This is a genomic window from Pseudomonas sp. NFACC16-2 (assembly GCF_900119205.1).
Lineage (GTDB): Bacteria > Pseudomonadota > Gammaproteobacteria > Pseudomonadales > Pseudomonadaceae > Aquipseudomonas > Aquipseudomonas fluorescens_Q.
On sequence record NZ_FPIX01000032.1, the window covers coordinates 25,428 to 39,038 of the forward strand.

Here is a 13,611-nt window from a genome sequence, read left to right on the forward strand (position 1 = left end):
CTGACCAACCTCCGAGCTCTGCGCATTCTGCGCGCAAGCCCAAGGCGGTGAATGTGCGCCCATCTGTCAACCAGACCTGATAAATCCAACATGACAAGCTCAACGGAAGATGCTGTTAAAATGCGCGAAGCCCCCTTCACCTCGGGCGGCGTAAATGTCGAGGTGTTTGAGAAGGGAGCCGCGAACGAGCCGCTTACTAAATCGCCTGTGTTCCTGGCGCTTCAGGGTGGCGGCGCCAAGGGCATTGTCCATATTGGCGGCATCGCTGCTCTGGAAGAGCTCAATTTCGACATCAGGGCAGTATCGGGCACCTCCGCAGGCTCAATGGTCGCCGCGCTGATTGCTGCAGGTTTCAGCTCCAAGGAACTCGTCGACCCTGACGGCAAAAAGCACTTTTTTGGAACCAAGCTCTTCGGTAAAGAAAAGGGTCAGCTGAAGTATTCGAAACCGACGCATCTATTTACCCGCCGAGGTTGGTTTACGATCAAGTCTGCCGTACTACTCGGCAAAGCGCTGAAGATCTTTTGGCCTTGGCCCGGCGACTCCAAAGTGGAAACGATCGCCAACTGTATCTGGCTAACCATCATCGCAGCCTGGATATCCTTGGGCTTTTATAAAACCTGGCCTATGCCGGTTTGGCCTTTGGTGTTCACCGGGATTGGGGTAGTCGTCTTCTTCATCTGGGCACTGGTCGGCCTTACTACGGTGCGCAAAGTCCGGAATTTCATAGACGCTGCAATCGCCTTCAAACTCAAGGAAAACGGCAAAACCCGCAAAGATAAAAACATCACCTTCCGGGATATGCACAGTGCCGGCTGCATCCCCCTAAAAATTATTGCTACCAACAAAAGCTCCGAGAGACTTGAGTACTTTTCGTACAGTCGAACACCTCGCGTGAGAGTGGCCGACGCGGTGGCGGCCTCGATCTGCCTTCCCATCATTTTCAGACACTGGAAATTCAACTTCCTTCGCCATACGCCGACGGGCGTTGAGAAGGTCTATGGGAAATTCCTAGACGGGGGACTCGTATCGAACCTACCGGCCTGGGCGTTCGATGAAGAACGACTCAGGCAAGCCGACGCCACTACCGTGGCGTTCAGCCTGGAAAGCCCTGCCCCGAAAGATAAGATGCATTGGCTGTTATCCATCGCTAACACAGTGGTTAATGGGTCAGGTGAGATCCATACACGGGCAACTGGCTCAGTGGCGACCGTCGCACTTCCGACCACGCTAGATCTCCTGGCTTTCGATGTGTCTGCGGAGGAGGTCTATGCTGAGGTGGACAGGGCCAAGGTCAAAGCATTGAAAGACGTGGGTAACGAGCTTATTCATGCTCCGAACGCATTGAGCAAGGGTGCAAAGGACATCCACGCTATTTTTGAGCAAATCCTCAACGAAAAAGGACGTAGTTTCGCCAAGGAATTCTCACGCTTTCGATTGAGGGTCGCCTTGGGCGCTCAGATTGGCTACTCCACTTCGGACGTCACATTTGTCTTCGATCATGGCTATGAACCTAGTGATCCTGATCGGTACGCAACCGTACCCTTGCGGGGATCCTACGCGGGAACCGCTTGGAGTCAAAAAGCGGCGCATGCGACCGTCAAACCACTTACGGAGCCGCTGATGGGAGATGCCTGGTCTGCGATGAGATGGATGGTCTGCATTCCGTCTTACCCCAAAGACAAGGAGTGCAGCGCTAACCGGTATGGCGAACAGATCATCCAAGGAACGCGGGACAAAATCCGTCCATGCATCATTAAAATTGATTGTGATATGCAAATTCGAGAAAGTCGTAGCGCGTATGATAATTTTCTTGATTTTTTGACAGAAGCTCAACGCGCCGTGCATGATTATAGTAACGACGTTGGAATTGCAGACTACGTGCAGGGCCAAAACAAATGGAAATAAAACTCCACATCCCAGGTGGTGCCGTTCTCTCTTCGGACTCGAAGAAACGAACTATGGCGAAAAAAACGGCTGCTGATGCGATTTCTGAAAACATTGAAGAAATCAGACAAACAGCCAGAGAAGTGCGCGAACTTATACGCCAAAGCAATGAGCTAGACCGGCTTGAAAAACACCTCGCAGAGGTGGGTTACTCCGAGTGGGTCAATAACGGCGATAAGGAAAGATTTTATGAAATCATGAGATCGCTTAGCTCGGGCGCCGCCACAGCGCGCGAGTACTGGGAAGAGCGTTATAACAGCGGCACTCATCATCGAAAAAACCGGACTCAGTCCACCCCCTCGAAGCCGAACAAAACAAATGATAACGGCTACGAGCCGTAATTAGGGTAACTTGAGTGGTAGCTGGGGCGCTGTGGTGACCGGCGCTTCAGTGGTTATTTGAGAGTCTTTAAAGCCCTCTGCTGTCATTCATGCCTACTTGAATTGCCCGTGCTCATTAGCTTTTAAAGCCCTTCAAACCAAACCACTCAATCATGCGCCAATTTAATTTCTTTGGCGTACACAAAGCCTTCAGTGGTGGTAATGGGGACGTTGGACGGGCTGCAAAATACGTCGTACTTGCCTATGTTGTTTTCAGCACGATAAGACGAATCGAGCTCCTGTATGACCTTCTTTTCGCAGAGCTCTGGAATATCACGGCATTTGTCTGCAATGATATTCGAAATATTGAAAACAAATTTGTATATATCAAATCCGAGTTCATAGGCCTTTCCGTCAAGTCTTAGGCTAGGCTTTTTACAGAATACTTCTAGATCCTTCATGAGAGTTGAGGCGTAGTCGAAGATCTCAGCGACGTCACTCATTTCCTTTTGCACGAACTTCAACTTAGCTTTGTAATTTCTGTTTTTTTCGCCAGGCACCGTGTTATCGATAAAGGACTTAACGCTCTTTGCAAATACCTCCAAAGGTATTAAAAGGTGCTGCGAATGGCTTACCATTACATTTTCTTCCACTTTGACACACAGCCGAATTTCGTCGACATCTCCCACATGATGGAAGTAGTTTCTGACAATTCGCAACAACTTGAACTCTGGAACCGTCTTTATGTTGCAGTCGAACAACTCCATCAACTTGTCAGCTGTTGAATGGAGGTTGTTCAGGTAGGTGAATAAAGTGTTGATGTTACGATTTTCAGTATGCCTGATGTCCATCAGTTCACGCTGACTGTGGAAATATCGGTCAATGAACGTGTGCTTCTCCATGTGCTCCGCTTCGCTCCTAGACTGGGCCTTGCTGTCGATGCTGTCGTGGTCGATGCTGCCGCGAAAGAGATCGAAAATTTTAATGCAAATCGTGGGCAGCTTCACGAACCTTTTCGATCTCATATTCCTCAACCCAGTTCAGCAGACTGTCGAGCGTGAGATAAGCCATCCGCTTGGCCGCCTCCAGGCTGTCCTGCCATCAAGGATAAGGCGGGCCGTGCCCATTCTTATGCATCACTACCACCAACCAACGACCTCGCCACTTTGGTGCCAACGTCACCCTGCAGTCATCCACTTGAGCAATACACGAACTATCGCCCAAGTCTGCCCAGGCCAGATTGCGGTAAGTGCGTAGCAAACGGCGCTGCAGATGCACCGCAGGCTTCACTAGAGCCATTAGCTCGCCGGACGGATAGACCTCCCCCTCAGAGCTCGGTTGATGCCCCACAGAATCGCCTAGGGCTTGCGGTAATCCCCTCGCGGTCATCTCCTATCTCTGCTGCACTTCAGTGCGTGCTGTGGCACAGGTTGATAGCAGGTTACTGTCGAGCCAAGAAGAAGATCTGAGGTTCAGCTTCCGTTGATATCTTCAGGTGTCGGAAAGCGAAATGGGTAAAACGTAAACCCATGGAGGGCCCAGCTTTACTGGGCTTACGGATTTTCAGGGGAAACTGGGGAAGCCAGATCCGACGTTTTTGCGTCATAGGGGTTTACGTTTCGCTAGATTGAAACATTTTTGGATAGGGGGTTTACATTTTATCTGCGGTAGGTGCATATTAGAAATAAGCAGTAACCATCAAGACACCGGAAACCCAAGCTGCATGGGGCTTTCAGGCAAAAAGGTAGGTTTTCTGAGGAAAGGAAGAGAAAGCGAAAGCGCGTTTACCTTCCAACCAAAGAGAAACTAACGTTTCGGTAAAACGATCGCAGAGCACCACCGCGCCACGGGCCAGCGCCGGGCGAATCACCTCGGCCAGATGCTGTGCCCTGGCCGCGAACACCAGCAACAGCTCGGTGTCAGGGTTCATGACCTCTTCAATGGGCGCCAGCAGTACCTCGCGAATTCGCTCGGCCAGCGGCGTACCGCCCGGTTCGCGGGTCAACACCACCTCGATGCCAGCCGCACGCAGGCGTTCGGCCAGGTATTCGCGGTTAGTGCTCTTGCCGGCGCCTTCCGGGCCTTCCAGCGTTATAAACAAGCCAGTCACAGGCGATCCTTAATCAAAGTCATTGCGGGCTCGGCGGCTCGCTGGCATCCGGTTCGGGCGCCGGCACTTGGGGCGGCACCTGGGGTACAGCGTCGGGCGCCGTGTCGGGTGATGCCGCGGGAATGGGTGCCTGCTCGTCCGGTGTTGCCGGGGCCGGACTGGAGCGGTAATCGGCACGGCGCTTGAGCTGGAACTCGCGCACCGCGTTGTTGTGCGACTCCAGGTCATCGGAGAACACGTGGCTGCCGTCACCGCGGGCGACAAAGTAAAGGCTATTGCCCTGCGCCGGGTTCAACGCGGCATGAATCGCCTCGCGCCCCACCATCGCAATCGGCGTCGGCGGCAGGCCAGGAATCAAATAGGTGTTGTACGGATTTTCTTCTTTCAGATGGGCACGGGTGAGTTTGCCGGTATAGCGCTCGCCCAGGCCGTAGATCACCGTGGGGTCAGTCTGCAGCAGCATCCCCAAGCGCATGCGCCGCACAAAGACGCCGGCAATCTGCCCGCGTTCCTGGGGCACGCCGGTTTCCTTCTCCACCAGCGACGCCATGATCAGCGCCTGATACGGCTGGGTATAAGGCACATCGGCGGCACGCTGTGCCCACTCCTTGGCGAGCACGTCTTCCAGGCGCTCGTAGGCTTTTTTCAGCAGGTCGACGTCCGAGGTGCCGCGCACGAAGCGATAGGTATCCGGGAAGAATCGGCCTTCGGGAAATATCCCGGAGTGACCCAGACGGTCCATGACCTGGGCGTCGCTCAGGCCGGTGAGGGTCTGCTGGAGTTTTTCATCCTTGGCCAGTGCGGCGCGCACCTGGCGGAAATTCCAGCCCTCCACCAGCGTCACGCTGTACTGCACCACTTCGCCGCGTTTCCAGACACCGATCAGGCCTTCCATGGTCATGCTCGGCACCATCCGATATTCACCGGAATGCAGTGGCTGGTCGGCGAGATTGAAGCGCCAATAGATCCGCAGCCAGAAGGCGTCCTTGATCAGGCCATCGGCTTCGAGGCGCTTGAGGGTTCCGGTCGGGGTGGTCCCGTTGGGCACGTCCAGCAATTCTTCCTGGGTGATGTTCAGCGGCTGTTGCAGCGCCGAATGAATCTTCCAGGCCGAAGCGCCCAACATCAGCCCTGCCAGAACCAGTCCGGTCTCCAGCAGCAGCAAGAATTTACGTCTCACGAATCAAACATCCAATAGCGCACGGGCAAGGGTTTGCAGTTTACGGGTGAGCGGGCCAACCGACCAGCGCGCCGAACCGCATCCGCGTACCGGCCACACGCCATAAACGCTGTTGCAGACAAAGACTTCATCAGCCTGGTGCAGCTGTTCGAGACTGATATCCGTGATTTGCGTGGCGATGCCTTGGGACTTGGCTTGAAACAATAACTCTGCGCGCATCACGCCGGCCACGCCGCAACGGCTCAGGTCCGCCGTGAACAACACGCCGTCGCGCACCAGGAACAGGTTGCTGAAGACACCTTCGATCACCCGCCCGGACGTATCCAGTATCAAGCCTTCGGCGTATTGCCCATCGCTCCATTCGGCACGAGCCAGCACTTGCTCCAGGCGATTGAGGTGTTTGAGGCCGGCAAGCAAGGGCTGCTCGGACAACCGCACGCTGCAGGGAAACAGCAGAACGCCTTGTTCGGCATGGGCGGCGGGATAAGCGGCTGGTGGACTCCCTTGCAGGATGCGTCGGGCCGGGGTCGAGGGATCTGCGGCATAACCGCGCAGACTGTCGCCACGAGTCACGATCAGCTTCAGCACGCCGCTGCCCAGGCACCGGGCATAGGCATTCAACTCGGTGCTCAACGCGCTCATGTCGACGTTGAGCGCCAACCGCCGGCAACCGGTTTCCAGGCGTTGCAGGTGACGCGCCAGCAACACCGGTTCACCACCCTGCACGGCGAGGGTCTCGAACAACCCATCGCCGTAAGCCAGGCCACGATCCTTCAGCGACAGGACGTCGGCCGGCTGACCGTCGACCCAGCTTTCCATCAACCGGCGAACCGGCGGAACACCAGCGAACCGTTGGTCCCGCCAAAACCGAAGGAGTTGGACAGCACCACATCGATGTCCATGCTGCGGGCAGTGTGCGGCACGAAGTCCAGGTCGCAACCTTCGTCCGGCTCATCGAGGTTGATGGTCGGCGGCGCTGTCTGGCTGTTGATCGCCAGGACGCTGAAGATCGCTTCCACCGCCCCTGCCGCACCCAGCAGGTGACCGGTCATGGACTTGGTCGAGCTGACCGCCAGCTTGTACGCGTGATCGCCGAACACGGTCTTGATCGCCTGGGCTTCGGCCAAGTCGCCGGCCGGGGTCGAAGTGCCGTGGGCGTTGATGTACTGCACCTGCTCGCCGTTGAGTTTCGCATCACGCAAGGCGTTGGCGATGCAACGGGCAGCACCGGCGCCATCGGCCGGTGGCGACGTCATGTGGTAGGCGTCGCCGCTGGTGCCAAAGCCGATCAGTTCGGCGTAGATGGTCGCGCCGCGCGCCTTGGCGTGCTCCAGCTCCTCGAGCACCAGCGCACCGGCACCGTCGGATAACACGAAGCCATCGCGGCCCTTGTCCCACGGCCGGCTCGCACGGGCGGGCTCGTCGTTGCGGGTCGACAGCGCACGGGAAGCACCAAAGCCCCCCATGCCCAGACCGCAAGCCGCCATCTCGGCGCCACCGGCAATCATCACGTCGGCTTCGTCGTACATGATGTTGCGCGCGGCCATGCCGATGCAGTGGGTACCGGTGGTGCATGCCGTGGCAATGGCGTAGTTGGGTCCCTGGGCACCCAGGTGGATGGACAGGAAACCGGAAATCATGTTGATGATCGAGCCTGGCACGAAGAACGGAGAAATCCGTCGCGGCCCCGATTCGTGCAGCGTGCGGCTGGTTTCTTCGATATTGGTCAAGCCGCCAATACCCGAACCCATGGCCACGCCGATGCGTTCACGGTTGGCGTCGGTGACTTCCAGCCCGGCGTTGCGCACTGCCTGGAAACCGGCTGCCAAGCCGTATTGAATGAACAGGTCAAGCTTGCGAGCTTCCTTGACCGACAGGTATTCCTCGACATTGAAGCCCTTTACCGAGCCGCCAAAACGGGTGGAATAGGCAGAAAGGTCGGTGTGTTCGATCAGACCAATGCCACTGCGGCCAGCCAGAATGCCCTGCCAACTGCTCGGCACATCCGTGCCCAGTGGCGACAACATACCCATACCGGTGACTACGACGCGTCTACGCGACACAGCACTCTCCTTTTTCTAATGACGACTTTGCATCAGGCCTAAAGAAAAAACCGCACGCCGTGATGGCAGTGCGGTTTTTCCATGACAGCTAGCGACGACTAAAAACGATTACGCCTGGTGGCTGGTAACGTAGTCGATAGCAGCTTGTACAGTAGTGATCTTCTCAGCTTCTTCGTCAGGAATCTCGGTTTCGAATTCCTCTTCCAGAGCCATCACCAGCTCAACGGTGTCAAGGGAGTCGGCACCCAGGTCTTCAACGAAGGAAGCGGTGTTCACAACTTCTTCTTCTTTAACGCCCAGTTGCTCGGCAACGATTTTCTTGACGCGCTCTTCGATGGTGCTCATACCTTGTTTTCACTCCTAATGGACAAATTCAGGCAGCTGGCCGGTGGGTAAGTGTATAGAAGAACTTTTCGGTTTTTCAACCGAAAGCTTCACTCCTCAAACCCTGCGGCCCGCCGTCTATAAATTGATTGCAGCTTTATAACGGATTTTAGACAGCTCGTATGACATTTTTTTGAAGCAATCCGTCACATTTAACTCATGTACATCCCGCCGTTCACCGGGATTGTAGCCCCGGTCACGTATGCCGCACCGTCCGACGCAAGAAAAGCGACCACGGACGCGATTTCTTGAGCTTGCCCCAGACGACCCAGCGGAATCTGTGTCAACAAGGCTTCGCGCTGTGCTTCCGGCAGTTCACGGGTCATGTCGGTGTCGATGAAACCCGGTGCAACCGAGTTTACCGTAATCGAGCGCGAACCCACTTCACGCGCCAGCGCACGGCTGAAACCTTCCAGACCGGCCTTCGCCGCAGCATAGTTTACTTGGCCTGCGTTGCCCATGGCACCCACAACCGAACCGATACTGATAATTCGACCCCAGCGAGCCTTGGTCATGCCACGCAAAACGCCCTTGGACAGTCGGTACAGGCTGTTCAGGTTGGTGTCGACGACGTCGAACCATTCGTCATCTTTCATGCGCATCATCAGGTTATCGCGGGTGATACCGGCATTATTGACCAGGATCGCCGGCGCACCGAACTGCTCCTGAATGCTTGCCAGCACCGCCGCAACGGATTCGTCGCTGGTGACGTTCAACTCAAGGCCGGTGCCTTGGATGCCGTTTTCCTTCAGGGTCGCAGCAATACGCTCGGCGCCCGAAGCGGAAGTCGCGGTGCCGATGACGATGGCGCCTTGACGACCCAGTTCCAGGGCGATGGCCTGGCCGATGCCACGGCTTGCACCGGTCACCAGTGCAACTTTACCTTGCAGACTCATGCAAGCTTCTCCTGTTCAGGCCTGCGCTGCACGGGCGGCAGCAAAGGCGTCTGGGGTGTTGAGGTTGGAAGTCGATACGCCTTCGGCGCAGCGTTTGTTCAGGCCTGCCAGCACTTTGCCAGGGCCGCATTCGACCAGCTCGGTCGCGCCCTTGGCCGCCAGGGTCTGCACCGATTCGACCCAGCGAACCGGCTTGTAGAGTTGCTCCAGCAGATCACGCTTGAGGGTCTCGAGATCCGGCGCCACGTTGGCGCTGACATTCTGCACCACCCGAATCTGCGGGGCCTGCCAGTCGATGGCGGCGATGGACTCGGCAAAGCGCTCGGCAGCCGGACGCATCAGTTCGCAGTGCGACGGCACGCTGACCGGCAGTGGCATGGCGCGCTTGGCTCCACGGGCCTTGCAGCCCTCGATGGCGCGCTCGACAGCCGCCTTGGCACCGGCGATGACCACTTGGCCCGGGGAGTTGAAGTTCACCGCACTGACCACATCGCCTTGCGCCGCTTCGGCACAGGCGGCCAGCACATCGGCGTCTTCCAGGCCGAGGATCGCGGCCATGCCGCCCTGCCCGGCCGGAACCGCTTCCTGCATCAACTGGCCACGACGCTCCACCAGTTTCACCGCGTCGCCCAGGCTCAGGCTACCAGCGGCCACGAGGGCGCTGTATTCGCCCAGGCTGTGACCGGCGACGAATGCCGGGCGCGCGCCGCCTTCAGCCAGCCACAGGCGCCACAATGCGATCGAGGCGGTCAGGATGGCTGGCTGGGTTTTATCGGTTTGATTGAGGCGCTCTTCCGGCCCTTGCTGGGTCAGTGCCCAGAGGTCATAGCCGAGCGCATCGGAAGCTTCTTTGAATGTTTCGAGGATCAGCGGGTATTGCGCGCCCAGCTCGGCCAGCATGCCGAGGGACTGCGAGCCCTGTCCTGGAAAGACGAATGCGAGGGAAGCAGACATGAAAACAAAGCCCCTAATGATCTTGTCGTCAAAAATTGACGCCCCTGGGGGCGCTAGGAAACTGAGAGTTGGATGGCGGCTTGAACCGACCGGTCACATTTAAGCATTGTCGGACGAAAACGCCTAAGTTAACAAATCCTCGAGGCGACCATGCAGGCGCTCCGGCAGGTTCTCCTGGATCTCGATCACCGCTCGGTTGATCGCACTCTGGAAACCCTGCACCCCCGCCGAACCGTGACTCTTGATCACGATCCCCTGCAACCCGAGGAAACTCGCACCGTTGTGCCGCGCCGGCGCCAGGTCCGCCTGCAACCGACGCATCAACGGCAGCGCCAGGGCGCCGACTACCCGCGAGGCGAAGCTTTGCTTGAACAAGGCCTCGATGCGCTGGCCGATCATGGTCGCCAGGCCTTCGCTGGACTTGAGCAGGATATTGCCGACGAAGCCATCGCACACCACCACATCGGCCTCGCCACGGTACAAGCCATCGCCTTCGACGAAGCCGATGTAGTTGATGCCACGCGCGCCCTGCAGCAGCGTGGCCGCCAACTTGACCTGCTGGTTGCCCTTGATGTCTTCGGTACCGATGTTCAACAACGCCACGCGAGGGCGCACGATACCCAGGGTTTGCGCCGCGACCGAGCCCATCACCGCAAATTGCAGCAAATGCTCGGCACTGCAATCGACGTTGGCCCCCAGGTCGAGCAACTGACAGAACCCACGCTGGGTCGGAATCGCCGCCACCATCGCGGGCCGGTCGATACCCGGCAAGGTCTTGAGCACGTAGCGCGATAGCGCCATCAGCGCACCGGTATTGCCAGCGCTGACGCATGCCTGGACCTTGCCATCGCGCAGCAGCTCAAGGGCTACCCGCATCGAGGCGTCAGGCTTGCCGCGCAGGACCTGGGCCGGCTTTTCGTCCATGGTGATGATTTCGGACGCCGGGGCAATCGTCAGGCGCGCGCGATCGACAGCCGATTGGCCGTTGAGCATTTCTTCCAGGAGGGAGGGTTGACCGACGAGGGTCAGGTGCAGCGAGGGCGTAGCATTCAGACAAGCAAGGCTGGCCTGAACAATGCTGCGGGGACCGAAGTCCCCGCCCATTGCGTCAATCGCGATGACTTGAGCGGACAAGTGATTACTCGTCGGCGCCCTTGTCGATCACTTTACGGCCACGGTATACGCCTTCTGGCGATACGTGGTGACGCAGGTGAACTTCACCAGTGGTTTTTTCTACGGACAGGGTGCTAGCCTCGAGAGCGTCGTGCGAACGGCGCATGTCACGGGCAGAGCGGGATTTTTTGTTCTGCTGAACAGCCATAATTGATTAACTCCTAAACGTTTGGGTCACGCTTTAACTGCGCCAATACACTGAACGGGTTGGACCGCGTTACCTCGTCCTCGCTCGGTTCGGGCTCATCTGCTCCCGCCGGCTGCTGGCATTCTTCCGGATGATGAGCAGGCACAATGGGCAAGGCGAGCAGAAGCTCCTCCTCGATCAGTGACTGCAGATCCAATGGATCTTCGCCCAGTTCCAGCACGTCATAACCTTTCGGCAACGACTGGGTATTCGCACCCTCCTTCACCACGGCGTAACTGCATTCGCTGTGGATCGGCAGGGTGACCAGCTCAAGACAACGCTGGCAAACCATTTTGACTTCAGTGTCGATAAAGCTGTGGATTACCACAGATTTACGTTCATCTCGTTCAAAAACGAATTTGGCCTGGACCGTACCGACATCGTCGGAAAGCGGGTCGCAGAGTCTCTTCAAATCGGCCAGCAGCAGTTCACCTTGAAGGGTGGTGCCACGGTCAGCCAATTTGCGCGGGTCAACGTGAGGTGGAATCGGGTCATTCAACATAGGCGCAGCATTATAGGGATGCCCCCGGCCATGTCAAAGGAAATTCAGCCCTGTCCGTCACTTGCGCGCCTCGCTAGAATTCGCTCCTGCCTTTTTGGAGCCGCCCATGCTGCCTTTATTACTTGCCTCAAGCTCGGTCTACCGCCGGGAATTGCTTGCCCGCCTGGGACTGCCGTTCGTCTGCTGCTCGCCCGACATCGATGAAAGCCGTCGTCCCGGCGAGCCCGCCCTTGAACTGGTCAAGCGCCTGGCCCGGGAAAAAGCCCTGGCACTGGCCGACAGTCACCCGGCGCACCTGATCATCGGCTCGGACCAGGTCGCCGTGCTCGGCGAACGCATCCTGGGCAAGCCTCACACCTTCGAGAACGCTCGCGAGCAATTGTTGGCCGCCAGCGGCGCGAGGGTCACGTTCCTGACAGGCCTGGCGCTGCTCAACAGCCAGACCGGCCACTGCCAGGTCGATTGCATTCCATTTACCGTGAACATGCGCGCACTGGACCCAGGGCGCGTCGAACGCTACTTGCGGGCCGAGCAACCCTATGACTGCGCGGGCAGCTTCAAGGCCGAAGGACTGGGCGTGAGCCTGTTCCAGAGCACCGAAGGGCCAGACGCCACCAGCCTGGTTGGCCTGCCGTTGATTCGTCTTGTGGATATGTTGCTGGCCGAGGGCGTACAGCTCCCCTGAAGCGTCAGCACTGGGAGCAACCACTGGCCAATACAAAACTTGTGGCGAGGGGATTTATCCCCGCTGGGCGCGAAGCGCCCCATAATCTGTCGCCTCGGTGTACAACCCAATTGAGAGGGCCGCTTCGCACCCCAACGGGGATAAATCCCCTCGCCACAGAGGGAGCTACCAGCCCCCTCCCCCACAAAAACCCCATACAATCAGCGCAACGCCGGCCCCTGGAACCCCATCCACATCGCCAAATGCTCGGCAATGCTAGCCCCCAGTTTCTTCGAGAAGCGGTCGAACGGCGATTCCTCGATGGTGAAGTCCACGAGATCCTTCTGGCCGATCACATCCCGCGCCACCGAACTGGCACTGCCCAAGCCATCGATCAGACCCAGCGGCAACGCCTGCTCACCCGACCAGACCAGCCCGGAGAACAACTCCGGATGCTCCCTATCCTTCAGACGTTCGCCCCGGCCTTTCTTGACGCTGGCAATGAATTGCTTGTGAGTGGTATCGAGCACGCCCTGCCAAAAAGCGGTTTCCTCAGGCTTTTGCGGCTGGAACGGATCAAGGAAGGATTTATGCTCGCCGGAGGTATACACGCGACGCTCCACCCCCAACTTATCCATGGTCCCGACAAAGCCATAGCCGGCCGCAGTCACACCAATGGAGCCCACCAGACTGGCCTTGTCGGCATAGATCTGGTCCGCCGCGCTGGCAATGTAATAAGCACCGGAGGCACCGAGATCGGAAATGACCGCATACACCTTGGTATCCGGGTGCAATGCGCGCAGCCGCACGATCTCGTCGTAAACGTACCCCGATTGCACCGGACTACCGCCTGGACTGTTGATACGCAGCACCACGCCCTTGACCTTCGAGTCCTCGAAGGCGGCCCGCAGGCTACCGACGATGTTGTCGGCACTGGCAGGCTCTTTGTCGGCGATCATGCCCTCGATATTGATCAAGGCGGTGTACGCTGAGCCGGCGACAGCGCTTTTCTCCATGTTCATCAGCGGCGTGAACAGCGCCAGTGCACCAAAGAGATAAATAAAGGTCAGCAACTTGAAGAAAATACCCCAGCGGCGGGAGCGACGCTGTTCCTGCACGCTGGCGAGCAAGGTTTTCTCCAACAGCTTCCAGCTTTTGTCATCCCCGCTCTCGGCGCTCGCCTTGACAGGTGGTGCTTTCCATTCATCGGTCATGCGTGAACTCCCAGCAA

Annotated in this window: 14 protein-coding genes and 1 pseudogene; 3 read left to right on the forward strand and 12 right to left on the reverse strand. The window is 57.7% G+C overall.

Going from position 1 to position 13,611, the window contains the following annotated elements:
* The first annotated feature begins 90 nt into the window (after positions 1-90).
* Positions 91-1,908 carry a patatin-like phospholipase family protein gene (locus tag BT116_RS22160; protein WP_170845975.1) on the forward strand — a complete coding sequence of 606 codons (1,818 nt, stop codon included), beginning with the start codon at positions 91-93 and terminating at the stop codon, positions 1,906-1,908.
* Between the two features lie 53 nt (positions 1,909-1,961).
* Entirely contained in the window at positions 1,962-2,288 is a 327-nt protein-coding gene (locus BT116_RS22165) for a hypothetical protein (protein WP_072347137.1), read from the forward strand.
* Positions 2,289-2,434: 146 nt separating this feature from the next.
* On the opposite strand, the gene BT116_RS22170 is transcribed toward BT116_RS22165, so the two are convergent.
* The 11 genes and pseudogenes from BT116_RS22170 to BT116_RS22220 form a co-directional block, all read right to left on the reverse strand.
* Complete coding sequence (locus tag BT116_RS22170) at positions 2,435-3,274, reverse strand: hypothetical protein (RefSeq protein ID WP_218189682.1); 840 nt, start codon at positions 3,272-3,274, stop codon at positions 2,435-2,437.
* A gap of 746 nt (positions 3,275-4,020) precedes the next feature.
* Positions 4,021-4,377: pseudogene (gene tmk, locus BT116_RS22175) on the reverse strand (dTMP kinase); the annotation flags it as partial.
* 19 nt (positions 4,378-4,396) lie between these two features.
* Entirely contained in the window at positions 4,397-5,557 is a 1,161-nt protein-coding gene (gene mltG, locus BT116_RS22180; protein ID WP_072347138.1) for an endolytic transglycosylase MltG, read from the reverse strand.
* A gap of 3 nt (positions 5,558-5,560) precedes the next feature.
* Complete coding sequence (pabC, locus tag BT116_RS22185) at positions 5,561-6,376, reverse strand: aminodeoxychorismate lyase (protein ID WP_072347139.1); 816 nt, start codon at positions 6,374-6,376, stop codon at positions 5,561-5,563.
* Positions 6,376-7,620: a beta-ketoacyl-ACP synthase II gene (fabF, locus tag BT116_RS22190; protein ID WP_063324916.1), complete on the reverse strand. Its 1,245-nt coding sequence runs from the start codon at positions 7,618-7,620 to the stop codon at positions 6,376-6,378. The genes pabC and fabF overlap by 1 nt, the downstream gene beginning before the upstream one ends.
* A 108-nt stretch (positions 7,621-7,728) precedes the next feature.
* Positions 7,729-7,965, reverse strand: coding sequence for an acyl carrier protein (gene acpP, locus BT116_RS22195; RefSeq protein ID WP_003175607.1), 237 nt, complete (start codon positions 7,963-7,965; stop codon positions 7,729-7,731).
* A 191-nt stretch (positions 7,966-8,156) separates the two neighbouring features.
* Positions 8,157-8,900 (reverse strand): 3-oxoacyl-ACP reductase FabG, encoded by a 744-nt coding sequence (fabG, locus tag BT116_RS22200; RefSeq protein WP_018613558.1) that lies wholly within the window; start codon positions 8,898-8,900, stop codon positions 8,157-8,159.
* Between the two features lie 15 nt (positions 8,901-8,915).
* Positions 8,916-9,854, reverse strand: a complete 939-nt coding sequence (fabD, locus tag BT116_RS22205; RefSeq protein ID WP_072347140.1) for an ACP S-malonyltransferase — start codon at positions 9,852-9,854, stop codon at positions 8,916-8,918.
* Between the two features lie 123 nt (positions 9,855-9,977).
* Positions 9,978-10,988, reverse strand: coding sequence for a phosphate acyltransferase PlsX (plsX, locus tag BT116_RS22210; protein ID WP_072347141.1), 1,011 nt, complete (start codon positions 10,986-10,988; stop codon positions 9,978-9,980).
* A gap of 4 nt (positions 10,989-10,992) precedes the next feature.
* Positions 10,993-11,175, reverse strand: coding sequence for a 50S ribosomal protein L32 (rpmF, locus tag BT116_RS22215; RefSeq protein WP_003179396.1), 183 nt, complete (start codon positions 11,173-11,175; stop codon positions 10,993-10,995).
* Positions 11,176-11,188: 13 nt separating this feature from the next.
* Entirely contained in the window at positions 11,189-11,716 is a 528-nt protein-coding gene (locus BT116_RS22220; protein WP_003204262.1) for a YceD family protein, read from the reverse strand.
* A 106-nt stretch (positions 11,717-11,822) separates the two neighbouring features.
* Between BT116_RS22220 and BT116_RS22225 the strand changes: the two genes are divergently transcribed.
* The gene (locus tag BT116_RS22225) at positions 11,823-12,401 is read left to right on the forward strand and encodes a Maf family protein (protein ID WP_072347142.1); all 579 of its coding nucleotides are present in this window, start codon (positions 11,823-11,825) and stop codon (positions 12,399-12,401) included.
* A gap of 200 nt (positions 12,402-12,601) precedes the next feature.
* Here BT116_RS22225 and BT116_RS22230 read toward each other — a convergent pair whose 3' ends face one another.
* Positions 12,602-13,594 (reverse strand): S49 family peptidase, encoded by a 993-nt coding sequence (locus BT116_RS22230; protein ID WP_072347143.1) that lies wholly within the window; start codon positions 13,592-13,594, stop codon positions 12,602-12,604.
* Positions 13,595-13,611: the final 17 nt, after the last annotated feature.